Genomic DNA, 26461 nt, shown 5'->3' with positions numbered 1-26461 from the left:
GTCACTGTCGTTCTCAAAATCGGTGGAGCTGCATGACAAAGTCGTCGGGCATTATCTGAACATAAAACACTATCAGTAAGTTGGAGTCATTACCGTTTTGCGGCCCTGAATATAGTGGTCCAGTTTGCCGCTTAATAACGCCGCACAGGCCAGTGCGCCAGCCCTTCCGTCACCACTTTATTTCGCTGAATAAGGGCAATCATGCTGTTGCGAATATCGTCTTCGCTCACCAGCACAATGTCATCGACCAGTTCACGAACGATTTCGAAGGTTAATTTGCCCGGGCGAGAGACGTCGCAGCCGTCGGCTAACGTGCCGGTGACGCGATGGTTGGTTATTTCTCCTGCCTGCCAGGAGGCTGCCATTCCGTGCACGTTTTCAGACTGTACGCCGATAATATTAATGGTCGGGTTGATGGATTTAATCGCCGTTGCAATCCCGGCAATTAAACCGCCGCCGCCGATAGGGACAATCACGTTATCCACGTCATATAAATCTTCGAGAATTTCCAGGCCGATAGTGCCCTGACCGGCAATCACTTTGGCGTCATCGTAAGGCGGGATAAAAATGCGCCCTTCCATCTCGACGATTTCGCTGACTTTGGCGATGGTGTCGTTAAAGTTCTCACCGTGCAGCACCACTTCCGCCGAGTAGTCGCGCGTCGCGGCCACCTTGGATTTTGGTGCGCCCATTGGCATCACCACTTTGCCATCGATGCCGAGCATGGCGCAGGAAAGGGAAACCCCCTGCGCGTGGTTTCCCGCTGAGCAGGCGACCACGCCTTTGCGTTTTTCAGCATCGGTCAGCGAGCTTAATTTATTAAACGCGCCGCGAATTTTGAACGAGCCGGTACGCTGCATGTTCTCAAACTTCAGGAATATTTCGCCCTTACAACGTTCGCTGAGATAATTCGAGCGTGGCATACCGGTTTTATATATCTTGCCTGCCAGGCGTTTTCTGGCATCCTGAATATCTTCAATGGTTACCGGGAGATCGTAAGTAATATGCATAATATCCTCGTTATAATAATTCATTCTTTTCAGGCAAAGTCAGGGTATCAGAGCGTTAATGCGTTAAGCTCTGGGTATTTTTAAAATAGAAACTTATTATTTATCGTCGTTTTTCGACATTCATCGACGAATATTGTTTTGCCAGCTCAACTAATACGGACGCCGATTTTTTAATTCTGTAATTTTTAGACCACACGGCGGCATAACGCGCCACGGGTAATTCATCTTCCACAGGCAGCACAATAAATTGATCCGAACCGAATGGGGCGATCATGTCGCGGGGAATCACCGTCAGATAATCGGCATTCAGGACAAGGTTATAAATGGTGACGACCGAATCGGTCTGGACGATGTTTTCGATGCTGATGTGGTTGTCTTGCAGAGTAGTCAGGAGTTCTTTGTAGTAGCCCATATCTGTTTGCGGCATCACCCACTGCTCGTGCGTGAGCGATGCCAGTGTCGTCGGGCCGGTGCACGTTCGCGTTTTGCTGGCGACCAGCACAAACTCGGACTCAAACAGCGGTTCGACGTGCAGATCCTGCAGCAGCATTTCGTCGCTCAGCGTGCCGATGGCAAAATCCAGACGACCGTCGCGAATGGCCGGGAGGAAAGAGGAGAGCTGGGCTTCATACATTGAGACGCGCGCTTTCGGGAACACTTCCTTAAATTTTTTGATCATCCCGGACAGGAAGGTAAAGCCGATCAGTGACGGGTAGCCAAAGGAGACATCCATAACGGTGCTGAAGCTAAGGCTGTTGATTTCGCTCACCATGTTTTTCATTTCGCGGGTGATCGACTCTGAGTACGAGAGCAGAACCTGGCCCGCGGCGGTCAGTTTCACGCCGGTGTTTTTGCGCACCATCACTTCCACGCCGAAGTAGGACTCAATATCGCTGATAATTTTGCTGACGGCGGGTTGCGTCAGGCCCAGCTGCCTTGCTGCAGAACCTATGGAGCCACTTTTAATGACTTCCTGAAATACCACGAGGTGCTGTGTTTTCGGTAGAATAATAGTGTTCATAATATTCTGCGCTTATTTCCCTATGACGGGGTGAATTCTACTCAATAATGTTTAAAGGGGTATGTGCTGTTACTCACAATTTGCTTTTCAGCCCTTTTAATCCACCTCTCAAAAACCCATTAAAAACCTTACAGATCAACAAAATAGAAACATAAAAATACGCTACAACGCTGATATTGATCAACAAAAATAGCGGTAATAAATTTATTTTATGGCGATAACCCGGATAAATTTCATCGATCTTAATAAATCAATAAAGACGATATTTCAGGCAATTAAAGACCAATAAATAACCGTTATTTGTTTGAAACATTCTTTCAATTTATCAATTTTTTACGGCGTGAATTTTCAGACTTCAGGAAAAGAGTGGAATACGTCACACATTCATGGGAGAAATGTATTTGATTTCAATATGTGCATATCAAACGAGAAAAGATTTGCGATCATTAAGCTAACAATCATAACAAATTATCAATACTACAGATCGTCGGTTTTTTGGATTTAAATTTTGTGATGTCGATCATATGCAGATACCGAGGTGGAGTTGATAAGGGAAAAACAGTGAAATGTGCTTAATGTCGCAAATATGAGAATTGATGTCGTTTGTGTGGTTGTCGGGTGGCGCAGCGCTTACCCGTTCGTCGTGGTTGTCTGCCGGGGTGATTCCCGGCGACTTACCCAGCCCCTCGTCGCTAAGATTTCCGTATCCATCTACTCATTCTGAACACCGCCACGACTCTTGTCGTTTGTAGGCCTTAGAACTTTTTGTTCCGGAAGCGGGTATACATCATCAGATAGCGTTTCAGATTGCGTAGCGTCATCAATTTCATCAGGGTTTGCGGGCGCATTTTTTTGTTGCGAATGTAGTAAAGAGTGAAGAGCTGATATTTTTTACTCGGTACGTCTAATTTGGCTTTGTGTTTCCGGTAAAAACGTAGATAACCTGAAAATTTTCGTCCTGAGCAGGTGATGCGGACGTCGCCGTGATTGACATAAAGCACCTGGGTGATGTCATCCAGTTTGAAAGGTTCACCGAAGGTTTCTGCAAGCCGATAAAACGCATCATAATCCTGAGCCGCAGGCAAGGCGTCGTCGAACAGGATCTGTTGCATTCTACTGGTTAAGGTCAGAATTTGGTTGCCTATAATATTACGTTTATCAAACAGGCTTTTTTTATAAGCCGGTTTCGGATATACCTGCAACTCATCAGGGTGATGATATCCGGTACCGTCACAGAGATAATCATTTGCGTATAAAAAACTGTGCAACTGAAGTTGATGTTGACAGGTAAGAAAAGAGGACAGGCGTGTCGGCAGCCATTCATCATCATCGTCCAGACCCGTAATAAGATCACCCCGGGCCATCCGTATAGCCTGATTTCGAACTGCACAAGCGCCAGAGTTAAATTCATTACGAATATAGGTAATGCGCGGGTCATTCAGTTCAGTGATATACGTCAAGAGCTGGTCAAATGACGATGAGAAATCATCAATGATAATGAGTTCCCAGTGCACATAGTCTTGATTCAGCACCGATTGTATGGCTCTGATCGCCAATGTCTGGCGGTTCCAGGTTGGCATATAGATGGAGATGAGAGGTCGGGATAGTGGCATGTCACTTTCAATTTTCTCATGTTCTGTCAATGGCCCGGTGCGATCGTTGAAGCAGGCATTATGGATATCGCTTCCAGTAAAATCCACGCAAGTACAATCAGCATGACTAAAAATAGTACCTTCCGTTTTACAGTAGCTAAGATTAGCGCCTGCAAGATTAGCACAGGAGAAATCGGCTCCCCGAAGATCACAAAACGAAATATCGCATCCCGATAAATCAATATTGCGTAAATAGAGCCCCCTGAGATCCATAAACCGCAGGTCTGCACCTGCCAAATCAGGCTGGTATCGGTGATTTTTCAGTATATTTCTATGATATTTAATCAGTTTTTTTAGTTTGTTTTTTTTGTTCATGCTCAACTGAATACCGATGGGTAAATTAGGCGTTGAGTTAAGCGCTCTTATCATCCTGTAGCAATAGCCCCTCTTCATTTTCAGAAATTAATTAGGGGTAAACTGTATTTATTAACGATTCATTTATTTTTCTCATACATTTTAGTGAGCCAGGGTGGTTTGTAGATCAAATTTTGACAGGGAATAAACATGAATCGCAATCCAGAGACATACGAAAAAACCACCTGAAGGTAGTCAGAAATGAAGGCTGTCGCGGTTGCCAGGTTTCAGGATAGTCGGGATGGAACAGCCGTTGGTGTGCCTCGTTTGTATCACAGTCTGTGTTTCATTTTCGCCTGTGAAGGCCTGAGGCACACCAACGAATTGTTTTAGAAGAAGTTGAAGCTGACCGATAAGCCGGGTTCTGTCGTGGACAGTCATTCATCTAGGCCAGCAATCGCTCACTGGCTCAAGCAGCCTACCCGGGTTCAGTACGGGCCGTACCATGTGAACCCCTATTTGGCCTTGCTCCGGGTGGAGTTTACCGTGCCACGGACTGTTACCAGCCGCGCGGTGCGCTCTTACCGCACCCTTTCACCCTTACCTGATCCCGCTTGCGCGGGCCATCGGCGGTTTGCTCTCTGTTGCACTGGTCGTGGGTTTCCCCCCCAGGCGTTACCTGGCACCCTGCCCTATGGAGCCCGGACTTTCCTCCCCTCCGCCCGTCTCCCCCGAAAGGGACGACGACGAAGCGGCGACTGTCTGGTCAGCTTCGGCGCGCAGTATAGAGGGTTTGCGCGCCGCTGTCACCCTCAGGTATAGGTAAGGCGTGATTAACGCGCCACTTCCACCTTCGCCAGTTTTTCGTAGTAGCATGCAATTGCGCTGTGATCGGCCGTGCCCAGGCCATCGGCACGCAGCGCCTGCATCATCTCCATGACCGCTGCGGTCAGCGGCAGCTGTGCGCCCACGCCGTGGGAGGTATCCAGCGCGTTGGCCAGATCTTTAATATGCAGGTCGATGCGGAAACCAGGTTTGAAATTGCGATCCATGACCATGGGCGCTTTGGCATCCAGCACGGTACTGCCCGCCAGACCACCGCGAATGGCCTGATAGACCAGGTCCGGATTGACGCCCGCTTTGGTTGCCAGCGTCAGCGCTTCAGACATGGCGGCAATGTTGAGCGCCACAATCACCTGGTTTGCCAGCTTGGTCACGTTACCCGCCCCGATCTCTCCGGTGTGCACCACGGAGCCCGCCATGGCTTTCATCAGGTCGTAAAATCTATCGAAAATAGCTTTATCGCCGCCGACCATCACCGACAGCGTGCCGTCGATGGCTTTCGGCTCACCGCCGCTGACCGGCGCATCCAGCATATCGACGCCCTTTGCTTTTAGCGCCTCGCTGATTTCACGGCTTGCAAGCGGTGCGATAGAGCTCATATCGATCAGCACCAGGCCAGGCTTCGCGCCGTCGATAATGCCGTTTTCACCCAGCGCAACCTCTTTAACATGCGGGGAGTTTGGCAGCATGGTGATGATGACATCGCACTGCTCGGCAATCGCTTTCGCGGTGGTGGCCGTTTCTGCTCCCGCCGCCATCACCTCAGCCACGGCCTGTGGATTATGATCGGATACCACCAGTGAGTAACCCGCTTTGATGAGGTTCTTACTCATTGGTTTACCCATGATCCCCAGGCCAATAAAACCCACTTTCAGCGTCATAATCTGTTTCCTCAATGATGGTTATTTTTTAAAAGCGTCCGCTAATTTCTGCGTAGCCGAGCGGAAAACGCCGAGGTCGCTGCCGACGGCAACAAACGTGGCTCCCCACTCCAGATAGCGGCGTGCGTCAGCCTCAACCGGCGCCAGAATGCCGCACGGTTTACCGTGTGCTTTGGCGCGGGCAAAGATGTGCTGGATCGCGCGCTGCACGTCAGGGTGGCTGGCGTTGCCCAGATGGCCAAAGGCGGCAGCCAGATCGCTTGGACCGACGAAGATCCCGTCCACGCCGTTTGTGGCGGCAATCGCGTCGACGTTATCAACGCCCTGCTGGCTCTCGATCTGAACCAGAATGGTGATGTTGCTGTTGGACTGCGCGAAATAGTCCGGGACGGTGCCAAACATATTGGCGCGGTGTGAAACGGAGACGCCGCGGATCCCTTCGGGAGGGTAGCGCGTAGACGCAACGGCCAGTGCCGCTTGTTCTTCCGTCTCCAAAAACGGGATCAGGAAGTTGTAGAAGCCGATATCCAGCAGACGCTTGATAATCACCGGTTCGTTGGTGGGGACACGCACCACCGGAGCACTGTGGCTGCCTTTAAGCGCCATCAGCTGCGGAATAAAGGTGCCGATATCGTTCGGCGCATGCTCGCCGTCCAGCACCAGCCAGTCGAAACCGGCCAGGCCCAGCACTTCGGTACTGATGGGATTTGCCAGCGCGGACCAGCAGCCAATCTGAATCTGGTGCGCCGCGAGAGCCGCTTTAAATTTATTCGGGAAGATCGCGTTATTCATCGTATTTACCTTTTTAATTCAGCAGCCTTTTTCAGCATCATTTTATTTATTCAGACACCGCGCCAGCATGATATTTATTATTCTGCCGTATTCTGGCGTGATAAAAACGTCATTCAGTATAAGACGCTATCCGCGACCGCACATTGTTTTAATGCTCAGGTATTACGGTATATTTTGATAAAAATTTTGGTAATGATACCAACGTGTTGATTTCGTATTTTCACTGACACCAGGATCATCCTGATGTTACAAGGATTGAATGACTACAGATTAAAATAGTCATCAACAGGTTGACAGCATTACCAAAATTTTTGCATATGCACAAAGCACTGGGCGCTAATGCACAGAATCAAGGATTACGGGTTCTGAAGCGATCGGGATCACATTTTGCTATTCATTCTGCTGACATGCTTTATTTCTGAAAGCCGCGTATTTATTTCTACCATTAGAAAAATGGCTGAATTTATTATCAGAGTTTTTGCTGGAGAATACTGAACAATGGCCGACATTGAAATTCGACAGGCACCGCCAACAGCGTTTTATATAAAAGTGCACGACGCCGATAACGTGGCGATTATCGTCAACGACAATGGCTTAAAAGCGGGAACCCGCTTTCCGGACGGGCTGGAACTGATTGAGCATGTTCCGCAGGGACATAAAGTCGCCCTGGTGGATATCCCTGTTAACAGCGAAATCGTGCGTTACGGTGAAGTCATCGGCTATGCCGTTCGTTCGATACCGCAGGGAAGCTGGGTGGAGGAGTCGCTGGTGGCGCTGCCAGAAGCGCCGCCGCTGAATACGCTTCCGCTGGCAACCCGCGTGCCGGAACCGCTTCCCCCACTGGAAGGCTATACCTTTGAAGGCTATCGCAATGCGGACGGCAGCGTCGGCACCAAAAATCTGCTCGGCATTACCACCAGCGTGCACTGCGTGGCGGGCGTCGTGGATTACGTGGTGAAAATCATCGAACGCGATCTGCTGCCAAAATACCCGAACGTCGACGGCGTGGTGGGACTGAACCACCTCTACGGCTGCGGCGTGGCGATTAATGCGCCCGCTGCCGTGGTGCCTATCCGGACCATTCACAATATCGCCCTGAACCCGAACTTTGGCGGCGAGGTGATGGTCATTGGCCTCGGCTGTGAAAAATTGCAGCCAGAACGTTTACTTCAGGGGACCGAGGATGTCAAAGCCATCCCGGCAGACGAGGCCAGCATCGTGCGCCTGCAGGACGAACGCCACGTCGGTTTCCGCTCAATGGTCGACGATATTTTGCAGGTGGCAGAACGCCATCTGGACAAGCTCAACCGCCGCCAGCGAGAAACGTGCCCGGCGTCGGAGCTGGTTGTGGGCACCCAGTGCGGCGGCAGCGATGCCTTCTCCGGCGTGACGGCCAACCCGGCGGTGGGCTTTGCATCCGATCTGCTTGTTCGCTGCGGCGCCACGGTAATGTTCTCCGAGGTGACCGAAGTGCGAGACGCCATCCATCTGCTGACGCCGCGCGCGGTTAATGAAGAGGTCGGCAAGCGCCTGCTTGAGGAGATGGCCTGGTACGATAACTATCTCGATATGGGCAAAACCGACCGCAGCGCCAATCCCTCCCCCGGGAACAAGAAAGGCGGCCTGGCAAACGTGGTGGAAAAAGCCCTCGGCTCTATTGCCAAATCCGGGCAGAGCGCCATTGCAGAGGTGCTCTCTCCGGGACAGCGCCCGACGAAACGCGGCCTGATCTACGCGGCAACGCCGGCCAGCGATTTTGTGTGCGGCACGCAGCAGGTCGCATCCGGCATTACGGTGCAGGTCTTTACCACCGGGCGCGGCACGCCGTACGGCCTGATGGCGGTACCGGTGATCAAAATGGCGACCCGCACCGCGCTGGCGAACCGCTGGTATGACTTAATGGATATCAACGCGGGCACCATCGCCACCGGAGAAGAGAGTATTGAGGACGTGGGCTGGAAGCTGTTCCACTTCATTCTCGATGTCGCCAGCGGGCGGAAGAAAACCTTTTCGGATCAGTGGGGATTACACAACCAGCTGGCGGTGTTTAACCCGGCACCGGTGACGTGATTTCCCCTCACTCTACCCTCTCCCCCAGGGAGAGGGTAAAAAAATTTAAACCAACACCACCTCAATCCCGCTTTTCCGTAATCCTTCAAGACTTTCCGCCGGAATACCTTCATCGACAATAATCATATCAATCCGTTGCGTATCAATGATTTTATGCAGGCTTGAGCGATTAAATTTGCTGGAGTCAGTAACAACGATAATACGCTCCGCCACCTCGCACATTTTGCGATTCAGACGGGCTTCGTCTTCGTTATGCGTACTCACGCCCCGATCGAGATCGATGGCATCGACGCCCAGGAACAGCAGGTCAAAATGGTAATTCTGTAGCGACTGCTCGGCCTGGTCACCGTAGAAGGATTGCGACTGACGACGCAAATGCCCGCCGGTCATCAGCAACTCCACCCCATCAGCTTCCAGCAGCGCATTCGCTACGTTCATGCCGTTAGTCATCGCAATCACGTCCGTGTGCTGGCGCAGCATGCGGGCGATTTCAAACGTCGTGGTACCCGAATCCAGAATGATGCGGTGCCCGGGTTTGACCAGCGCGGCAGCGGCCTGAGCAATGCTGCGCTTCACCGCTGTATTCAGCGAGCTTTTATCTTCCACGGAAGGCTCAGCGCCCGGCACATTACCTTCGCAAATCAATGCCCCGCCGTAGGCGCGAACGGCAATGCCCTGCTTCTCAAGAAAGGCGAGGTCATTGCGGATCGTCACCGTCGATACGCCGTACAGATGAGACAGATCGTTAACCTGCACGCTTCCCTGCGCCCGCAACCGCTGAATGATCTGTTCTCGCCTTTCACTGGTGCCGGTGATGCGCTTTTCTGCGGATGAATCGGTGCTGCTCATACGAGCTCCTTAATCAATATTCTTTCGTTTCATTTCGTTTTGCCTATTAAGGCCTTTCCTTTACGCTAATGCAAGCCCTGCATGGTGACGATACGCAAGCTGGCATCGCGCTGAAACCTTTCATTATGTTTCTTTTGTGAAACAGATCGGAAAACTATTATCTTTCGTTTTATTTTTATATCACCATGATGCAGGATTAAATGAAACAAAACGAAAGATAAATATCATTACCATCCGAAATGGAGAGGAAAGTGAAACATCTGACAGAAATGGTGGAACACCATAAACGGGGGAATTCAAACGGGATCTATGCCGTCTGCTCCGCGCATCCGCTGGTACTGGAAGCGGCCATTCGTTATGCGCATTCGCATCGATCCCCGTTGCTGATCGAGGCCACCTCCAATCAGGTGGATCAATTTGGCGGCTATACCGGCATGACGCCCGCTGATTTTCACGGGTTTGTCTGCAAGCTTGCCGAGTCGCTCGGTTTCCCGACGTCACAGCTGATCCTCGGCGGCGATCATTTAGGCCCCAACCGCTGGCAAAATCTCCCTGCGGAACAGGCGATGGCCAACGCAGACGATCTGATCAAAAGCTATGTTTCTGCCGGATTCAAAAAGATCCACCTCGACTGCAGCATGTCCTGTGAGGACGATCCGGTTCCCCTGACCGATGCGATCGTCGCCGGACGCGCCGCACGCCTGGCGAAGATTGCCGAAGCGACCTGTCGCGAGCAGTTTGGTGAATCCGATCTGGTCTACGTTATCGGCACGGAAGTACCGGTTCCCGGTGGCGCGCACGAGACGCTCACCGAACTTGAAGTCACCACGCCGGACGCAGCCCGCGCCACGCTTGAAGCGCACCGTCATGCATTCGAAAAGGAAGGCTTAACCGACATCTGGCCGCGCATTATTGGTCTGGTCGTCCAGCCCGGCGTGGAGTTCGACCATGCGCACGTCTGCGACTATCAGCCGCAGAAAGCCGTCGCCCTGAGCAAAATGGTTGCAGCCTACGACACGCTGGTGTTTGAAGCCCACTCCACCGACTACCAGACGCCGCAGGCGCTGCGAAAGCTGGTCAACGATCACTTTGCGATTCTGAAGGTTGGCCCTGCCCTGACCTTCGCCCTGCGCGAAGCGCTCTTCGCGCTGGCCGCCATCGAAGAGGAACTGCTGCCAGCGAAAGCCGTTTCTGACCTGCGTCACGTGCTGGAAAACGTCATGCTCGATCGCCCGGAATACTGGCAAAGCCATTACCACGGTGACGGCAACGCGCGTCGCCTGGCCCGTGGCTACAGCTACTCTGACCGCGTGCGCTATTACTGGCCGGACAGCCAGATTGACGACGCTTTTGAACGGCTGGTGCGCAACCTGGCAGACGAGCCCATTCCGCTGCCGCTGATCAGCCAGTACCTGCCGCTGCAGTACGGCAAAGTTCGCGAGGGCGCTCTCAAGTCAACGCCACGGGAACTCATCATCGACCACATTCAGGACATACTCCAGCAGTACCACGCCGCCTGCGAAGGTGTAACAACGCAAAACGCATAATAAAAAGAGGAAAGCGCTATGCCAAACATTGTCTTATGCCGCATTGATGAACGCCTGATCCACGGTCAGGTGGGCGTGCAGTGGGTGGGGTTTGCGGGGGCAAACCTGGTACTCGTCGCCAACGATGAGGTGGCTGACGATCCGGTTCAACAGAACCTGATGGAGATGGTGCTCGCGGAAGGGATCGCCGTGCGCTTCTGGTCACTGCAAAAAGTGATCGACAACATTCACCGCGCCGCTGACCGCCAGAAAATCCTGCTGGTCTGCAAATCACCCGCTGATTTTCTGAAGCTGGTTGAGGGCGGCGTGCCCATCACCCGTATCAACGTAGGAAACATGCACTACGCCAGTGGCAAACAACAAATTGCCAAAACGGTCTCTGTCGACGCAAACGATATCGCCGCGTTCAACGGCCTGAAAGCGGCCGGGGTGGAATGCTTCGTTCAGGGCGTTCCAACAGAAACTGCTTTGGATCTCTTTAAACTGCTCTGAGGGATTCACAATGGAAATCAGTCTGTTGCAGGCGCTGGGGTTGGGCATACTCGCCTTTATCGCCGGTCTGGATATGTTTAACGGGTTAACGCACATGCACCGCCCGGTGGTGCTCGGGCCGCTGGTCGGCCTGATTCTGGGTGACCTGCATACCGGTATTTTGACCGGCGGCACGTTAGAGCTGGTCTGGATGGGGCTGGCCCCGCTCGCCGGTGCCCAGCCGCCGAACGTCATTATCGGCACCATTGTGGGTACCGCATTTGCCATCAGCACCGGGGTGAAGCCAGAAGTTGCCGTGGGCGTCGCCGTCCCGTTTGCCGTCGCGGTACAGATGGGAATTACGTTCCTCTTCTCGGTGATGTCCGGCGTGATGTCACGCTGCGATCGCATGGCGGCCAATGCAGATACTCACGGTATTGAACGGGTGAACTATCTTGCGCTGCTGGCGCTCGGCATCTTCTATTTTCTGTGCGCCTTCCTGCCGATCTACTTCGGTGCGGAACATGCGAAAACCGCCATTGATGTTCTGCCGGCACGGTTGATTGACGGCCTCGGCGTCGCGGGCGGCATCATGCCTGCCATCGGCTTCGCCGTGCTGCTGAAGATCATGATGAAAAACGTCTACATCCCTTACTTCATTATCGGTTTTGTCGCCGCCGCCTGGCTCAAGCTTCCGGTGCTGGCGATTGCGGCCGCCGCGCTGGCCATGGCGCTGATCGACCTGATGCGTAAATCACCTGAACCGACGGCTCCAGCGGCCCAGAAAGAGGAATTCGAAGATGGCATCTAATCAAACAACGTTACCGGGCGTGTCTGAATCCGAAGAGACGCTGCTGACAGGCGTCAACGAAAACGTCTACGAAGACCAGAGCATCGGTGCCGAACTGACGAAAAAAGATATTAACCGCGTGGCCTGGCGTTCAATGCTGCTGCAGGCCTCGTTTAACTATGAACGTATGCAGGCCTCCGGTTGGCTGTACGGGCTGCTGCCCGCGCTGAAAAAGATCCACACCAACAAGCGAGACCTGGCGCGGGCGATGAAAGGCCATATGGGCTTCTTTAACACCCACCCGTTCCTGGTGACCTTTGTTATCGGCATCATTCTGGCGATGGAGCGCTCCAAGCAGGATGTGAACAGCATCCAGAGCACCAAAATTGCCGTCGGCGCCCCGCTCGGCGGTATCGGCGACGCCATGTTCTGGCTAACCCTGCTGCCCATCTGCGGCGGTATCGGCGCCAGCCTGGCGCTGCAAGGGTCGATTCTGGGGGCCGTGGTCTTTATCGTGCTGTTTAACGTGGTGCACCTCGGCCTGCGTTTTGGTCTGGCGCACTACGCATACCGGATGGGCGTGGCGGCCATTCCGCTGATCAAAGCCAACACTAAAAAGGTCGGTCACGCGGCGTCTATCGTCGGGATGACGGTAATTGGCGCGCTGGTGGCAACCTATGTCCGACTCAATACGACGCTTGAAATCAAGGCGGGTGATGCCGTTGTCAAACTACAGGCCGACGTTATCGACAAGCTGATGCCCGCCTTCCTGCCGCTGGTCTACACCCTGACCATGTTCTGGCTGGTGCGCCGCGGCTGGAGCCCGCTGCGGCTGATCGGTATCACCGTGCTGCTGGGCGTTATCGGTAAATTCTGTCACTTCCTGTAAAAGCAAAGAGGTTGCGATGTTAGGCATTATTTTGACTGGCCACGGCGGTTTTGCCAGCGGGCTTGAGCAGGCGATGAAGCAGATCCTCGGCGAACAGCCGCAGTTTATCGCCATCGATTTTCCTGAAACATCCACCACCGCGCGACTGACCGCTCAGCTTGAGCAGGCAGTGAGTGAACTCGATGCAGAGCACGATATTGTGTTTCTCACCGATTTGCTCGGCGGCACGCCGTTTCGCGTGGCATCGACGCTCGCCATGCAACGGCCGGGCAGCGAAGTGATCACCGGGACCAACCTGCAGCTGCTGCTGGAGATGGTGCTAGAGCGCGACGGATTAAGCAGCGAAGCGTTTCGTCTGCAGGCACTGGAGTGCGGGCACCGCGGCCTGACGAGCCTCGTAGACGAGCTGGGACGCTGTCGCGAGGAAGCCCCTGCCGAGGAAGGGATATGAGCCAGCTGCTGCGCGCGAGGCGGGTGCTTACCGAACAGGGCTGGCTGGATGACCACCAGCTACGCATTGAAAACGGCGTGATTGCGGCTATTGAGCCTGTCCCGGCGGGCGTGACGTCGCGCGATGCGGAACTGCTCTGCCCGGCGTATATCGATACGCACGTCCACGGCGGCGCGGGCGTGGACGTGATGGATGATGCGCCTGACGTGCTGGATATTCTCTCGATGCATAAAGCGCGCGAAGGCGTGGGCGCCTTTTTACCCACCACCGTTACCGCGCCGCTGGAGGCTATCCACGGCGCGCTCGCGCGAATCGCCCGACGCTGTCAGTCGGGCGGCCCCGGCGCGCAGATACTGGGCAGCTACCTGGAAGGACCGTACTTTACGCCGCAGAACAAAGGGGCGCATCCGCCGGATCTGTTCCGGGAACTGGATATCGCCGAGCTGGACAGCCTGATTGACGTTTCACTGAGCACGTTACGGGTGGTGGCGCTGGCGCCGGAAAAACCTGGCGCGTTGCTGGCGATCCGCCATCTCAAACAGCGCGGAATACGCGTGATGCTGGGCCACAGCGCCGCTACGTTCGATCAAACCCTCGCCGCGTTTGACGCGGGTGCCGATGGGCTGGTGCACTGCTATAACGGCATGACGGGACTGCACCACAGGGAACCCGGCATGGTCGGCGCAGGGCTGACGGACAAACGGGCGTGGCTGGAGCTGATTGCCGACGGCCACCATGTCCATCCGGCAGCCATGCGGTTATGCCGTTGCTGCGCAAAAGAACGCCTGGTGCTGATCACCGATGCCATGCAGGCAGCCGGTATGCCGGACGGTCGGTATACGCTCTGTGGTGAAACGGTCACGATGCAAAACGGCGTGGTTCGAACCGGTTCCGGCGGGCTGGCCGGGAGCACGCTCTCGCTGGATGCCGCTGTACGCAATATGGTGGAACATACGGGTATCACTGCCGAAGACGCCATTCATATGGCCTCGCTGCATCCCGCCCGCCTGCTGGGCATGGATAACCAACTCGGTTCGTTAGCGCCGGGTAAACGCGCGAATCTCAACGCGCTGAACGGGGGTTTACACCTCCAGCAGATCTGGATTCAGGGCCAGGCTCTCCCCCTTTAGCCCTTTCATTGTGTCTCCTTTTGGCTTTACGGCCTGAAACCGTAAGGCCTTTCTTTTCCTTTCCTTTAATCTGCCTCTTCCTTTCACGATCACACTTTTCGTTTTATTTCTTTTCTTTCATTGAAGTTTCGATTTCTTTTCTATAGATTTTATTTAACTGCTAAAGTGAACAAGTGAAACGAAACGAAAGATAGCGACACGATTGCCAGCGTCTGATGTGGAATTCACACGACTAAGGACTGAGTTATGCCACAAACTACCACCGCCGCAACCGGCACCTGGACCGAGGAAGAGATCCGCCAGCAGCCTGCCAGCTGGATCCGCTCGCTCAACAATATCGATAGCCTGCGCTCTTCGATCGACAGCTTCCTGACGCCGCTGCTGCGCAAGCACGATCTGCGGATCGTCCTGACCGGCGCGGGAACGTCCGCGTTTATCGGCGATATCATTGCGCCATGGCTTGCGAGCCACACCGGGAAAACTATCTCCGCCGTCCCGACTACTGACCTGGTCACAAACCCTATGGATTACTTCAGCCCTGCGCATCCGCTGCTGCTGGTTTCGTTTGCCCGATCCGGCAACAGTCCGGAAAGCGTCGCAGCCGTTGAGCTGGCCAATCAGTTCGTACCGGAGTGCTATCACCTGTCGATCACCTGTAACGAGGCCGGAAGCCTGTACCAGACCGCCGTCGACAGCGATAACGCCTATGCCCTGCTGATGCCTGCCGAAACGCACGATCGCGGGTTCGCGATGACCAGCAGTATTACCACCATGATGGCGAGCTGTCTGGCCGTATTCGCTCCGGAAACGATCAACAGTCACACCTTCCGCGACGTGGCCGATCGCTGTCAGGCGATCCTCACCTCGCTCGGCGATTTCAGCCATGGCGTCTTTGGCAGCGAACCGTGGAAACGGATCGTCTATCTGGGAAGCGGCGGCCTGCAGGGCGCGGCGCGCGAATCGGCGCTGAAGGTGCTGGAGCTGACGGCGGGCAAGCTGGCGGCGTTTTACGATTCTCCGACGGGCTTCCGTCACGGACCGAAGTCTCTGGTCGACAACGAAACGCTGGTGGTGGTGTTCATCTCCAGCCATCCGTATACGCGCCAGTACGATCTGGATCTGCTGGCTGAGCTACGCCGCGATCGCCAGGCTATGCGCGTCGTCGCCATCGCCGCTGAAAACGATCCGGTCATTGAAGCGGGTCCGCACATTCTGCTGCCACCTTCACGTCCGTTTATCGATATGGAACAGGCGTTCTGCTTCCTGATGTATGCGCAGGTCTTTGCCCTTACCCAGTCGCTCAGCGTAGGCAATACGCCCGATACGCCATCCGCCAGCGGGACGGTCAACCGCGTGGTGCAGGGCGTTGTTATTCATCCGTGGCAGGCTTAAGAGGATCTGATTATGAGTATTATTTCGACGAAATATCTTCTCCAGGACGCGCAGACAAAAGGCTATGCCGTTCCGGCGTTCAACATCCACAACGCGGAGACGATCCAGTCGATCCTCGAAGTGTGCAGCGAAATGCGATCGCCAGTGATCCTCGCGGGCACGCCGGGCACCTTTAAGCATATTGCGCTGGAAGAGATTTACGCCCTGTGCAGCGCCTACTCCCTCACCTACGACATGCCGCTGGCGCTACACCTCGATCACCACGAATCGCTGGACGATATTCGCCGCAAGGTCAACGCGGGCGTGCGCAGCGCGATGATCGACGGCAGCCACTATCCGTTTGAACAGAACGTGAAGCTGGTGAAGTCGGTGGTCGATTTCTGCCACCTCAACGACTGCAGCGTCGAAGCCGAACTGGGCCGCCTGGGCGGCGTGGAAGATGACATGAGCGTTGATGCGGAAAGCGCGTTTCTCACCGATCCGCAAGAGGCGAAACGCTTTGTCGAACTGACCGGCGTCGACAGCCTTGCCGTCGCCATCGGCACCGCGCACGGTCTGTATACCAAGCGCCCAAAAATCGACTTCCAGCGGCTGGCCGAGATCCGTGAAGTGGTCTCCGCGCCGCTGGTGCTGCACGGCGCGAGCGATGTGCCGGATGAGGATGTGCGTCGCACCATCGAACTGGGCGTGTGCAAAGTTAACGTGGCAACCGAGCTGAAAATCGCCTTCTCTGACGCGGTGAAAGCCTGGTTTGCCGACAACCCGCAGGGCAACGATCCGCGCTTCTATATGCGGGTCGGCATGGACGCCATGAAAGAGGTGGTCAGAAGCAAAATCACCGTTTGCGGCTCGGCAAACCGGCTGCTGCTTCCAGCGGAAGCCTGATCCCATCGCGCATTACGTCAGTACCTAAAAATAACTATAAGCCTCGCAAATATGAAGGCGCGTCCTTAAGCCGGACAGCGCCTTCCATTATCCTAAAAATCCGAGGAGTCCCTACATGACACAGGAAAAGTCGTTTAAATCGAAAGCGTGGGAATTTTTCCAAAGCCTGGGAAAGACCTTTATGTTCCCGGTCTCCCTGCTGGCCTTTATGGGGTTGCTGCTGGGGATCGGTAGCTCCGTCACCAGCCCTTCCACCATAAAAAGTTTTCCCTTTCTGGGCGGCGAGTTAACGCAGCTAACCTTTGGCTTTATCGCCATGGTGGGCGGCTTCGCCTTTACCTATCTGCCGCTGATGTTCGCCATGGCGATCCCGATGGGCCTCGCGAAACGCAACAAGGCCGTGGGCGCTTTTGCCGGGTTCGTTGGCTACATGCTGATGAACATGAGCATCAACTACTACCTGACCGCCACCCACCAGCTTGCCGATGCCGCGACCATGAGACAGGTGGGACAATCGATCGTGCTGGGGATACAGACCCTGGAGATGGGCGTGCTGGGCGGCATCGTGGTGGGGGTGATTACCTATTTCCTGCACGAGCGTTTTCAGGACACGGTCCTCCACGACGCCTTTGCCTTCTTTAGCGGCATCCGTTTTGTACCGATTATCACCGCCCTTACCCTTTCACTGGTCGGGCTGTTCATTCCCCTGCTGTGGGAATACGTGGCGCTGGGGATTGCCGGGATTGGCCATATTATCCAGAGCACCAGCGTTTTTGGCCCCTTCCTTTACGGCGTGGGCGTGCTGCTGCTTAAACCCTTCGGCCTGCACCACATTCTGCTGGCGATGGTGCGCTTCACGCCAGCAGGCGGGATTGAGATGGTCAACGGCCATGAAGTGGCCGGCGCGCTGAATATTTTCTACGCCGAGCTGAAAGCCGGGCTGCCGTTTAGCCCGCACGTTACCGCGTTTCTGTCACAAGGGTTTATGCCGACCTTTATCTTTGGCTTACCTGCCGTGGCCTACGCCATCTACCGCACCGCCCGTCCGGAGAACCGCCCGGTGATTAAGGGGCTGCTGCTTTCCGGCGTGCTGGTGTCCGTCGTCACCGGTATTTCAGAGCCGATTGAGTTCCTGTTCCTGTTTATCGCCCCTGCGCTTTACGCCTTCCATATCGTGATGTCGGGCCTGGCGCTGATGGTGATGGCACTGCTCGGCGTCACCATCGGCAACACCGACGGCGGGATTTTGGATCTGCTGATCTTCGGCGTGATGCAGGGGATGTCGACCAAATGGTATCTGCTGTTCCCGGTCGGTATCGCCTGGTTTGCTATCTACTTCGTCGTCTTCCGCTGGTACATCCTCAAACACGATATCAAGACGCCGGGACGTGAAGTGGATGTACAGGCTGCACAGCAGGCCGTCGAAGCCAACACCCGCGCGCGTGGAAAATCGAAATACGATCATGGGCTTATCCTGCAGGCGCTCGGTGGCAAAGAGAACATCGAGTCGCTCGACAACTGCATCACCCGCTTGCGTCTGGTGGTGAAAGAGATGGGCCTTATCGATCAGCAGGCGCTGAAAGCAGCGGGCGCCCTGTCGGTGGTGGTGCTGGATGCTCACAGCGTACAGGTGATCATCGGCCCGCAGGTGCAGAGCGTCAAAACCGGCATTGAAGCCTTAATTTAACAGGGGGTCGTTGTGTTTGATTTCGACAAAATCATCGAGCGTAAAAGCGATAAGTGCCGTAAATGGGACCATGCGTTTGTCTGCTCACGCTTTGGTGATGTTCCGGAGGGGTTTATCCCGCTGTGGATCGCAGATATGGATTTCACCTCACCGCCCGCCGTTATTGAAGGCTTCCAGCGTATCGTGGAGCACGGCACCTTTGGCTATACGTGGTGCTTCGACGAATTCTACGACGCGACGATCGCCTTTCAGCGGACGCGTCATCAGGTTGAGGTAGACAGGTCGTGGATCACGCTGACCTACGGCACCGTATCCACCCTGCACTACACGGTTCAGGCGTTCTGCACGGCTGGCGACAGCGTAATGATGAACACCCCGGTCTACGACCCGTTTGCAATGGCGGCACAGCGCCAGGGCGTTAAGGTCCTCGCTAACCCGCTTCGCGTGGAGGAAAACCGCTATCAGCTGGATTTTCATCTGATTGAAGATCAGCTCAAAACCCACCGTCCAAAACTGTGGTTCTTCTGCTCGCCGCATAACCCCTCGGGCCGAATCTGGCGCCCAGATGAGATACGGCAGGTGTCCGATCTCTGTAAGCGCTACGGCACGATTCTGGTGGTCGATGAGGTTCACGCCGAGCACATTCTGGACGGTACATTCGTCAGCTGTCTGACTTCGGGCTGTGCCGCGCAGGACAACCTGATCGTGCTGACGTCGCCCAATAAAGCCTTCAACCTGGGCGGGCTGAAAACGTCTTATTCGATGATCCCGGACGATTCGCTGCGCCAGCGCTTCCGCCAGCAGCTTGAGAAGAACTCGATTACTTCCCCCAATATGTTCGGCGTATGGGGGATTATCCTCGCCTATCAGCACGGTATGCCGTGGCTCGACGCGCTGAACGGGTATCTGCAAGGCAACGCGCGCTACCTTGCGGATGCTATTCAGACCCACTTCCCGGCGTGGAAGATGATGAACCCGGAATCGTCGTATCTGGCCTGGGTAGACGTGAGCGCCGACGAGCGCAGCGCCACCCAGTTAACCCAACATTTTGCCCGGCAGGCAGGCGTGGTCATTGAAGACGGCAGCCACTACGTGCAAAACGGCGAAAACTACCTGCGGATTAACTTCGGCACCCAGCGCTACTGGCTGGAGCAGTCCATCACCCGAATGCTGAAGCATTACTGATAAGGATCTAAACCCGATGAAAAAAGTGCTCACTCTTTCGCTGCTGGCTCTCTCTGTTTCTCATGGCGCTCTGGCCGCCAACTACGCGCTCAATAATGACAATATTGCCCTTTCGTTTGATGATGCAAACGCAACGGCGGTAGTGAAGGACAGCAAGGCTAACCATCCGCTCACGCCCCAGGAGCTGTTCTTTCTGACGCTGCCGGATGAGACAAAAATCCACACCGCTGATTTCACCATCAAGCACGTCGAAAAGCAGGACAACGCAATTGTCATCGACTTTACCCATCCGGACTTTAACGTGACGGTGAAGCTAAACCTGGTGAAGGGAAAATACGCCAGCATCGACTACACCATTGCCGCAGTCGGCCAGCCGCGAGACGTGGCGAAAATTACCTTCTTCCCGACCAAAAAACAGTCTCAGGCCCCCTATGTCGACGGAGCGATTAACAGCTCGCCGATAGTTGCTGATTCATTCTTTATTTTGCCGGACAAGCCCATCGTTAACACTTACGCCTATGAAGCGACCACTAATCTCAACGTAGAACTGAAAACGCCGATCCAGCCAGAGTCGCCGGTCAGCTTTACCACCTGGTTCGGCACTTTCCCGGAAATCAGCCAGCTGCGCCGCAGCGTAAACCAGTTTATTGATGCCGTTCGTCCGCGACCGTACAAGCCTTATCTGCACTACAACAGCTGGATGGATATCGGCTTTTTCAATCCCTACACCGAGCAGGATGTGCTGGAGCGGATGGACGAGTGGAATAAGGAGTTTATTACCGGACGCGGCGTGGCGCTGGACGCCTTTCTGCTGGACGACGGATGGGACGACCTTACCGGGCGCTGGCTATTTGGCCCGGCATTCAGCAACGGTTTTGGCAAGGTTCGGGAAAAAGCCGACAGCCTGCACAGCTCGGTTGGACTGTGGCTCTCACCGTGGGGAGGCTACAACAAGCCGCGCGACGTTCGCGTCTCGCATGCAAAAGAGTATGGGTTCGAAACCGTCGACGGGAAGCTGGCGCTGTCAGGGCCGAACTACTTTAAGAACTTCAATGAGCAGATCGTTAAGCTAATCAAAAACGAACACATTACCTCATTCAAGCTGGACGGGATGGGTAATGCCAACGCGCATATCCAGGGCAGCCCGTATGCCTCGGATTTTGACGCCTCCATCGCCCTGCTGCACAACATGCGCAGCGCCAACCCGAATCTGTTTATCAACCTGACGACAGGTACCAACGCCAGCCCGTCCTGGCTGTTCTATGCCGATTCTATCTGGCGCCAGGGCGATGACATCAACCTGTACGGCCCCGGCACGCCGGTGCAGCAGTGGATGACCTACCGCGATGCGGAAACGTACCGCTCCATTGTGCGCAAAGGCCCGCTGTTCCCGCTGAACTCGCTGATGTACCACGGGATCGTCAGCGCGGAAAACGCCTATTACGGGCTGGAGAAAGTGCAAACGGACAGCGATTTTGCCGACCAGGTCTGGAGCTATTTCGCGACCGGTACGCAACTGCAGGAGCTGTATATCACCCCTTCAATGCTGAATAAGGCGAAGTGGGACACCCTGGCGCAGGCCGCGAAATGGTCCCGGGAAAACGCCAGCGTGCTGGTGGACACCCACTGGATAGGCGGCGACCCAACGGCGCTGCAGGTTTACGGCTGGGCATCATGGAGCAAGGACAAAGCGATTCTCGGCTTGCGTAACCCGTCGGATAAGCCGCAAAGCTACTACCTGGATTTGACGAGAGATTTCGAAGTCCCGACAGGAAACGCGGCGCAGTTTAGTCTGAAGGCGGTGTATGGCCGTAATTCAACCGTACCGGAGGCGTACAAAAACGCCGTGGTGATTACGCTGCAACCACTGGAAACGCTGGTGTTTGAGGCGATACCTGCTAGCTAAAAGACGCTTAAAGATCTGTAGGCCGGGTAAGGCGTAGCCGCCACCCGGCAAAAACGGGCAGGGGATGCCTTACTCCCCCTGCTGCTCCAGCGCATACTTATACAACGCATTTTTCTTCACGCCGTGAATTTCTGCCGCCAGCGCAGCGGCTTTCTTCAGCGGCAGTTCCGACTGCAGCAACGCCAGCGTGCGCAGCGCGTCGGCAGGAAGGGCGTCTTCTTCCGCCTTGTGCCCTTCGACGATCAGCACCATTTCACCCTTGCGGCGGTTTTCGTCTTCCTTCACCCACGCCAGCAGCTCGCCCACCGGCGCACCGTGGATGGTTTCCCAGGTTTTGGTCAGCTCGCGCGCCAGCACCACGTAGCGGCCTTCCCCCCAGACGGTCACCATATCTTCCAGGCTCTCCAGCAGGCGGTGCGTGGATTCGTAGAAAATCAGGGTGCGCGGTTCCGCTTCAAGGTCTTTTAAGACGTCGCGGCGGCCTTTGGATTTGGCAGGCAGGAAGCCTTCATAGCAGAAACGGTCAGATGGCAAACCTGCGGCGCTCAGCGCAGCAATGGCAGCGCATGGACCCGGCAGCGGCACAACGCGAATACCGGCTTCGCGACAGGTACGCACCAGGTGATAGCCCGGATCGTTGATCAGCGGCGTACCGGCATCGGAGACCAGGGCAATGTTCTGCCCCTCTTTCAGCTTCGCCACCAGCGTTTCGGCTTTTTGTTGCTCATTGTGATCGTGCAGCGCAAACAAACGGGCGTTAATCGCGAAATGTTGCAGCAGCAGGCCGGTGTGGCGGGTGTCTTCAGCAGCAATTAAATCAACAGCTTGCAGTACGGTGAGCGCACGTTGGGTAATATCAGACAAATTCCCGATAGGAGTAGGTACAATATAAAGCTGGCCTTGAGAATTATCTGCCGTTTCGTGTTGTTTCATTGTTTCGTCCGTATTGCCGATTTAATATTGAGCATTGCGTAAAAAAAATCACTGGATACAGTATGGTACCGTTAACGTTTCTTCGAAAAAAAGCCACGCGCAGCGTGCCGCTTCTGCTGGCAGCCCTGATCTTTGCAGGCTGTGGCACTCAGGCACCTGACCAGAGCACCGCCCATCTCCAGGGTTTTGCTCAGGCTGATTCTGGCTTTTATCTGCAACAAATGTCGCAGAGTTCAAATGATACCAAGACCAACTGGCAATTACTCGCCATTCGTGCACTGCTGAAAGAGGGTAAAACCCAGCGGGCAGCCGAACTGTTTAACCAGTTGCCAAAAGATCTTAACGACGCACAGCGTCGCGAGCAGAGCCTGCTCTCTGCCGAGCTGAAAGTCGCGCTGAAAGATTACGCCGCGGCGAAGAAGATCCTCGGTGATATCGACGTAAGCGCGCTGGATAAAAACCAGCAGGCGCGCTTCTGGCAGGCGGGTATTACCGCTGAGCAGGGACGCCCTTCGCTGACCTTGCTCCGCGCGCTCGTCGCGCAAGAGCCGCTGCTTGGCGGTGCTGATAAGCAGAAAAATATTGATGCCACCTGGCAAGCGCTGGCGTCGATGACGCAGGAACAGGCGCAGGCGCTGGTCATCAACGCCGATGAAAACGTCCTGCAGGGCTGGCTGGATCTGCAGCAGATGTGGTTTAACAACCGCAGCGATCCAAAAATGTTGAAAGCCGGCATTACGGACTGGCAGACGCGCTACCCGCAAAACCCGGGCGCGAAAATGCTGCCAACCCAGCTGGTGAACGTGCAGAACTTTAAGCCAGCTTCCACCAGCAAAATCGCCCTGCTTCTGCCGCTCAACGGCCAGGCGGCGGTGTTTGGACGTACCATTCAGCAGGGTTTTGAAGCGGCGAAAAACGGCACGACGTCGGTAGCCGACAGCGCCGTTCCCGCACAGGCAGCCCAGGCGGCTAATGTGAATAATGATGTTGTCAGCCCATCCGCCGCAGAGACCAGCGACCTGACCACGGCGCAAACGCCAGCGCAGGGCACAATGCAAAACCCTGTGACGGCCCCGACGACGCCTCCAGCTGAAGCTGCACCGGCTACAGCAGCACCTGCGGCCCAGGCTCCGGCCGAGACGCAAACGGCGCCAGCTCCTGCCACAACAGCAGAACAGCCTCAACAGCAGCCTGCACAACCCGCGGCTCAACCTGCCGCGCAGCCGCAGGCCGTGGCAACCACCAGCGCCAACCCGGGCGCTGAATTGAAAATCTACGACACCAGCTCGCAGCCGCTTGACCAGGTGCTGGCGCAGGTACAGCAGGACGGGGCGAGCATCGTTGTCGGTCCGCTGCTGAAGAACAACGTGGAAGAGCTGATGAAGAGCAATACCACGCTGAACGTGCTGGCGCTCAACCAGCCAGAGCAGGTTCAGAACCGGGCCAATATCTGCTACTTCGCACTCTCTCCAGAAGATGAAGCCCGCGATGCGGCGCGTCATATTCATGAGCAGGGTAAGCAGGCTCCGCTGCTGCTCATCCCACGCAGCACGCTGGGCGATCGCGTGGCCAATGCCTTTGCCGATGAGTGGCAGAAGCTGGGCGGCGGCGTGGTGCTGCAGCAGAAATTCGGTTCCGTCTCTGAACTGCGCGCAGGCGTAAACGGCGGGGCGGGTATCGCACTTAACGGTAGCCCGGTCACCGCGAGCCTGCCACAGCAGCAGGGCGTGACGATTGGCGGCCTGACGATCCCTGCGCCGCCAACCGACGCGCAGATTAGCGGTGGCGGTAAAGTGGATGCGGCCTATATCGTTGCCACGCCGCAGGAGATCGCCTTTATCAAACCGATGATTGCGATGCGTAACGGCAGCCAGAGCGGCGCAACGCTCTACGCCAGCTCCCGCAGCGCACAGGGCACCGCAGGCCCGGATTTCCGTCTGGAAATGGACGGTCTGCAGTACAGCGAAATCCCGATGCTGGCTGGCAGCAATCCATCCCTGATGCAGCAGGCGCTGAGCGCGGTGCGTAACGATTACTCTCTGGCGCGTCTGTATGCGATGGGGGTTGATGCGTGGGCGCTGGCGAACCACTTTACCCAGATGCGTCAGGTGCCGGGCTTCGAGCTTAACGGCAACACCGGCGATCTGACCGCGACCCAGGATTGTGTGATTAACAGGAAGTTATCATGGCTCAAATACCAGCAGGGGCAGATCGTCCCGGCCAGTTAAGCCGCAAACAAACCGGCGATGCGTGGGAGTTAAAGGCGCGTCGCTGGCTTGAAGGCAAAGGACTGCGTTTTATCGCCGCCAACGTCCGTGGACGTGGTGGCGAAATCGACCTGATCATGAAAGACGGTCAGGTCATTGTGTTTGTTGAAGTGCGCTTTCGACAGTCCTCCCGTTTTGGCGGTGCTGCCGCCAGCGTGACGCTCGCCAAACAACATAAATTATTACAGACTGCCCACTTGTGGCTTGCCCGCCATAATGGGAGTTTTGATACTGTGGATTGCCGGTTCGATGTGATAGCCTTCACCGGAAATGAGATCGAATGGCTTAAAAACGCTTTTGGCGAAGACGCATAATTAAGATTTAAAAGGGATAACGTGCTCGAAAGAATTAAAGTGTGCTTCACAGAAAGCATCCAGACTCAGATTGCCGCGGCGGAAGCCCTTCCGGATGCTATCTCGCGTGCCGCAATGACGCTGGTGCAATCCCTGCTAAACGGCAACAAAATCCTCTGTTGTGGCAACGGCACGTCAGCCGCCAACGCACAGCATTTTGCTGCCAGCATGATCAATCGTTTTGAAACAGAACGCCCCAGTTTACCTGCCATTGCACTTAATACCGATAATGTGGTCTTAACGGCGATTGCTAACGATCGTCTGCATGACGAAATTTACGCAAAGCAGGTGCGAGCCTTGGGTCATGCCGGAGATGTGCTGCTGGCTATCTCCACGCGCGGCAACAGCCGGGATATTGTCAAAGCCGTTGAAGCCGCCGTCACCCGCGACATGACTATCGTGGCCTTAACCGGCTATGACGGGGGTGAGCTGGCGGGTCTGCTTGGGCCGCAGGATGTGGAAATCCGCATTCCGTCTCACCGGAGCGCACGCATACAGGAGATGCATATGCTCACGGTGAACTGCTTATGTGACTTGATCGATAACACGCTTTTCCCTCACCAGGATGATTAAGGAGTTCTTATGAAGGCTTTATCGACCCTCGCAGTCCTTATGTCTGCATTACTGCTTCAGGGATGTATCGCTGCGGCCGTTGTGGGTACCGCCGCAGTAGGCACCAAAGCGGCAACCGATCCGCGCACTGTGGGAACACAGGTGGATGACGGTACGCTGGAGCTGCGCGTCAACAGTGCGCTGTCGAAAGACGAACAGATCAAGAAAGAGGCGCGTATCAACGTGACGGCTTATCAGGGCAAAGTGCTGCTGGCAGGCCAGGCGCCGAATATGGAGCTCGCCTCGCGTGCGAAACAGATTGCGATGGGCGTTGAAGGGACCACAGAGGTGTTTAACGAAGTGCGTCAGGGCAAGCCAATTGGTTTGGGTGATGCCTCTTCCGATACCTGGATCACCACCAAAGTACGTTCCCAGCTGCTGGGCTCGGACCAGGTGAAATCTTCCAACGTGAAGGTGACAACGGAAAACGGTGAAGTGTTCCTGCTGGGTCTGGTGACCGAACGTGAAGGGAAAGCAGCGGCCGATATCGCCAGCCGGGTGAGCGGCGTGAAGCACGTCACCACCGCGTTTACTTACATTAAATAAAAAAA

General features: G+C 55.2%; 23 protein-coding genes, 1 other RNA gene and 2 pseudogenes. 17 read left to right on the top strand and 9 right to left on the bottom strand.

Annotated elements, in window-relative coordinates; all coding sequences use genetic code 11:
- The coding region (locus ACOTXF_RS14990; protein WP_421635261.1) for an IS1 family transposase at positions 1–79 on the top strand (79 nt) is incomplete at its 5' end.
- An 11-nt stretch (positions 80–90) separates the two neighbouring features.
- On the opposite strand, the pseudogene tdcB reads toward ACOTXF_RS14990, so the two are convergent.
- From tdcB to garL, 7 genes and pseudogenes are all read right to left on the bottom strand, one after another.
- A pseudogene (tdcB, locus tag ACOTXF_RS14985) lies at positions 91–1010 on the bottom strand (bifunctional threonine ammonia-lyase/L-serine ammonia-lyase TdcB); the annotation flags it as partial.
- Positions 1011–1110: 100 nt separating this feature from the next.
- Positions 1111–2031 carry a transcriptional regulator TdcA gene (gene tdcA / locus ACOTXF_RS14980; RefSeq protein ID WP_047746863.1) on the bottom strand — a complete coding sequence of 307 codons (921 nt, stop codon included), beginning with the start codon at positions 2029–2031 and terminating at the stop codon, positions 1111–1113.
- 755 nt (positions 2032–2786) lie between these two features.
- The gene (gene wcaA, locus ACOTXF_RS14975) at positions 2787–3644 is read right to left on the bottom strand and encodes a colanic acid biosynthesis glycosyltransferase WcaA (protein WP_045415340.1); all 858 of its coding nucleotides are present in this window, start codon (positions 3642–3644) and stop codon (positions 2787–2789) included.
- A gap of 54 nt (positions 3645–3698) precedes the next feature.
- Positions 3699–3998, bottom strand: a pseudogene (locus tag ACOTXF_RS14970) (pentapeptide repeat-containing protein); the annotation flags it as partial.
- A gap of 376 nt (positions 3999–4374) precedes the next feature.
- Positions 4375–4751: RNase P RNA component class A (rnpB, locus tag ACOTXF_RS14965), an RNA gene on the bottom strand.
- Between the two features lie 59 nt (positions 4752–4810).
- Entirely contained in the window at positions 4811–5701 is an 891-nt protein-coding gene (gene garR / locus ACOTXF_RS14960) for a 2-hydroxy-3-oxopropionate reductase (RefSeq protein ID WP_045415285.1), read from the bottom strand.
- A 21-nt stretch (positions 5702–5722) separates the two neighbouring features.
- Positions 5723–6493 carry a 2-dehydro-3-deoxyglucarate aldolase gene (gene garL / locus ACOTXF_RS14955; RefSeq protein WP_232926960.1) on the bottom strand — a complete coding sequence of 257 codons (771 nt, stop codon included), beginning with the start codon at positions 6491–6493 and terminating at the stop codon, positions 5723–5725.
- A 498-nt stretch (positions 6494–6991) separates the two neighbouring features.
- Here garL and garD point away from each other — a divergent pair, with 498 nt between their 5' ends.
- On the top strand, positions 6992–8563 hold the full coding sequence (garD, locus tag ACOTXF_RS14950) for a galactarate dehydratase (RefSeq protein WP_045415288.1): 1572 nt from the start codon (positions 6992–6994) through the stop codon (positions 8561–8563).
- Positions 8564–8608: 45 nt separating this feature from the next.
- Here the strand turns inward: garD and ACOTXF_RS14945 are convergent, their stop codons facing one another.
- Positions 8609–9412, bottom strand: a complete 804-nt coding sequence (locus tag ACOTXF_RS14945) for a DeoR family transcriptional regulator (RefSeq protein ID WP_045415290.1) — start codon at positions 9410–9412, stop codon at positions 8609–8611.
- Positions 9413–9651: 239 nt separating this feature from the next.
- Between ACOTXF_RS14945 and kbaZ the strand changes: the two genes are divergently transcribed.
- The 11 genes from kbaZ (at position 9652) to ACOTXF_RS14890 (ending at position 21745) form a co-directional block, all read left to right on the top strand.
- Positions 9652–10959, top strand: coding sequence for a tagatose-bisphosphate aldolase subunit KbaZ (gene kbaZ / locus ACOTXF_RS14940; RefSeq protein ID WP_045415292.1), 1308 nt, complete (start codon positions 9652–9654; stop codon positions 10957–10959).
- 18 nt (positions 10960–10977) lie between these two features.
- Entirely contained in the window at positions 10978–11451 is a 474-nt protein-coding gene (gene agaV, locus ACOTXF_RS14935) for a PTS N-acetylgalactosamine transporter subunit IIB (protein WP_028014524.1), read from the top strand.
- A 10-nt stretch (positions 11452–11461) separates the two neighbouring features.
- Positions 11462–12241, top strand: a complete 780-nt coding sequence (gene agaW / locus ACOTXF_RS14930) for a PTS N-acetylgalactosamine transporter subunit IIC (protein WP_024906387.1) — start codon at positions 11462–11464, stop codon at positions 12239–12241.
- On the top strand, positions 12231–13109 hold the full coding sequence (agaE, locus tag ACOTXF_RS14925) for a PTS N-acetylgalactosamine transporter subunit IID (RefSeq protein WP_045415294.1): 879 nt from the start codon (positions 12231–12233) through the stop codon (positions 13107–13109). Before agaW ends, agaE begins: the two co-directional genes overlap by 11 nt.
- A 16-nt stretch (positions 13110–13125) precedes the next feature.
- A complete protein-coding gene (gene agaF / locus ACOTXF_RS14920) occupies positions 13126–13560 on the top strand; it encodes a PTS galactosamine/N-acetylgalactosamine transporter subunit IIA (protein WP_045355421.1) in 435 nt (144 codons plus the stop codon).
- Positions 13557–14690 (top strand): N-acetylglucosamine-6-phosphate deacetylase, encoded by a 1134-nt coding sequence (nagA, locus tag ACOTXF_RS14915; protein WP_048962237.1) that lies wholly within the window; start codon positions 13557–13559, stop codon positions 14688–14690. The genes agaF and nagA overlap by 4 nt, the downstream gene beginning before the upstream one ends.
- 246 nt (positions 14691–14936) lie before the next feature.
- Positions 14937–16082 carry an SIS domain-containing protein gene (locus ACOTXF_RS14910; RefSeq protein ID WP_047746871.1) on the top strand — a complete coding sequence of 382 codons (1146 nt, stop codon included), beginning with the start codon at positions 14937–14939 and terminating at the stop codon, positions 16080–16082.
- A 12-nt stretch (positions 16083–16094) separates the two neighbouring features.
- Complete coding sequence (kbaY, locus tag ACOTXF_RS14905) at positions 16095–16967, top strand: tagatose-bisphosphate aldolase subunit KbaY (protein WP_045415297.1); 873 nt, start codon at positions 16095–16097, stop codon at positions 16965–16967.
- 115 nt (positions 16968–17082) lie between these two features.
- On the top strand, positions 17083–18654 hold the full coding sequence (gene malX / locus ACOTXF_RS14900) for a maltose/glucose-specific PTS transporter subunit IIBC (RefSeq protein WP_045415298.1): 1572 nt from the start codon (positions 17083–17085) through the stop codon (positions 18652–18654).
- 12 nt (positions 18655–18666) lie between these two features.
- Positions 18667–19839, top strand: coding sequence for a MalY/PatB family protein (locus tag ACOTXF_RS14895; RefSeq protein ID WP_045415299.1), 1173 nt, complete (start codon positions 18667–18669; stop codon positions 19837–19839).
- 16 nt (positions 19840–19855) lie between these two features.
- Positions 19856–21745 (top strand): enterotoxin, encoded by a 1890-nt coding sequence (locus tag ACOTXF_RS14890; RefSeq protein WP_045415301.1) that lies wholly within the window; start codon positions 19856–19858, stop codon positions 21743–21745.
- Positions 21746–21814: 69 nt separating this feature from the next.
- On the opposite strand, the gene rsmI is transcribed toward ACOTXF_RS14890, so the two are convergent.
- The gene (rsmI, locus tag ACOTXF_RS14885) at positions 21815–22678 is read right to left on the bottom strand and encodes a 16S rRNA (cytidine(1402)-2'-O)-methyltransferase (protein WP_045415303.1); all 864 of its coding nucleotides are present in this window, start codon (positions 22676–22678) and stop codon (positions 21815–21817) included.
- Between the two features lie 62 nt (positions 22679–22740).
- On the opposite strand from rsmI, the gene ACOTXF_RS14880 reads away from it, so the two are divergent.
- Genes ACOTXF_RS14880 through dolP form a run of 4 tightly spaced genes read left to right on the top strand, consistent with a single transcriptional unit; the run spans position 22741 to position 26456 of the window.
- Positions 22741–24906, top strand: coding sequence for a penicillin-binding protein activator (locus tag ACOTXF_RS14880; RefSeq protein WP_232926965.1), 2166 nt, complete (start codon positions 22741–22743; stop codon positions 24904–24906).
- Positions 24864–25259 carry a YraN family protein gene (locus ACOTXF_RS14875; protein WP_021242244.1) on the top strand — a complete coding sequence of 132 codons (396 nt, stop codon included), beginning with the start codon at positions 24864–24866 and terminating at the stop codon, positions 25257–25259. Before ACOTXF_RS14880 ends, ACOTXF_RS14875 begins: the two co-directional genes overlap by 43 nt.
- Positions 25260–25280: 21 nt before the next feature.
- The gene (gene diaA, locus ACOTXF_RS14870; protein ID WP_003861754.1) at positions 25281–25871 is read left to right on the top strand and encodes a DnaA initiator-associating protein DiaA; all 591 of its coding nucleotides are present in this window, start codon (positions 25281–25283) and stop codon (positions 25869–25871) included.
- 9 nt (positions 25872–25880) lie between these two features.
- Complete coding sequence (gene dolP / locus ACOTXF_RS14865) at positions 25881–26456, top strand: division/outer membrane stress-associated lipid-binding lipoprotein (protein WP_008501489.1); 576 nt, start codon at positions 25881–25883, stop codon at positions 26454–26456.
- Positions 26457–26461: the final 5 nt, after the last annotated feature.

This window comes from Enterobacter cloacae complex sp. IR53041 (assembly GCF_049238285.1).
GTDB lineage: Bacteria > Pseudomonadota > Gammaproteobacteria > Enterobacterales > Enterobacteriaceae > Enterobacter > Enterobacter roggenkampii.
The sequence above is the reverse complement of the archived record's forward strand: the minus strand, read 5'-3'. Positions and strand labels throughout refer to the sequence as shown.

Coding starts and splice junctions, on each gene's coding strand:
- tdcA (WP_047746863.1), bottom strand. CDS start 2,031: ATGAACACTATTATTCTACCGAAAACACAGCACCTCGTGGTATTTCAG.
- wcaA (WP_045415340.1), bottom strand. CDS start 3,644: ATGCCACTATCCCGACCTCTCATCTCCATCTATATGCCAACCTGGAAC.
- garR (WP_045415285.1), bottom strand. CDS start 5,701: ATGACGCTGAAAGTGGGTTTTATTGGCCTGGGGATCATGGGTAAACCA.
- garL (WP_232926960.1), bottom strand. CDS start 6,493: ATGAATAACGCGATCTTCCCGAATAAATTTAAAGCGGCTCTCGCGGCG.
- garD (WP_045415288.1), top strand. CDS start 6,992: ATGGCCGACATTGAAATTCGACAGGCACCGCCAACAGCGTTTTATATA.
- ACOTXF_RS14945 (WP_045415290.1), bottom strand. CDS start 9,412: ATGAGCAGCACCGATTCATCCGCAGAAAAGCGCATCACCGGCACCAGT.
- kbaZ (WP_045415292.1), top strand. CDS start 9,652: ATGGAGAGGAAAGTGAAACATCTGACAGAAATGGTGGAACACCATAAA.
- agaV (WP_028014524.1), top strand. CDS start 10,978: ATGCCAAACATTGTCTTATGCCGCATTGATGAACGCCTGATCCACGGT.
- agaW (WP_024906387.1), top strand. CDS start 11,462: ATGGAAATCAGTCTGTTGCAGGCGCTGGGGTTGGGCATACTCGCCTTT.
- agaE (WP_045415294.1), top strand. CDS start 12,231: ATGGCATCTAATCAAACAACGTTACCGGGCGTGTCTGAATCCGAAGAG.
- agaF (WP_045355421.1), top strand. CDS start 13,126: ATGTTAGGCATTATTTTGACTGGCCACGGCGGTTTTGCCAGCGGGCTT.
- nagA (WP_048962237.1), top strand. CDS start 13,557: ATGAGCCAGCTGCTGCGCGCGAGGCGGGTGCTTACCGAACAGGGCTGG.
- ACOTXF_RS14910 (WP_047746871.1), top strand. CDS start 14,937: ATGCCACAAACTACCACCGCCGCAACCGGCACCTGGACCGAGGAAGAG.
- kbaY (WP_045415297.1), top strand. CDS start 16,095: ATGAGTATTATTTCGACGAAATATCTTCTCCAGGACGCGCAGACAAAA.
- malX (WP_045415298.1), top strand. CDS start 17,083: ATGACACAGGAAAAGTCGTTTAAATCGAAAGCGTGGGAATTTTTCCAA.
- ACOTXF_RS14890 (WP_045415301.1), top strand. CDS start 19,856: ATGAAAAAAGTGCTCACTCTTTCGCTGCTGGCTCTCTCTGTTTCTCAT.
- rsmI (WP_045415303.1), bottom strand. CDS start 22,678: ATGAAACAACACGAAACGGCAGATAATTCTCAAGGCCAGCTTTATATT.
- ACOTXF_RS14880 (WP_232926965.1), top strand. CDS start 22,741: ATGGTACCGTTAACGTTTCTTCGAAAAAAAGCCACGCGCAGCGTGCCG.
- ACOTXF_RS14875 (WP_021242244.1), top strand. CDS start 24,864: ATGGCTCAAATACCAGCAGGGGCAGATCGTCCCGGCCAGTTAAGCCGC.
- dolP (WP_008501489.1), top strand. CDS start 25,881: ATGAAGGCTTTATCGACCCTCGCAGTCCTTATGTCTGCATTACTGCTT.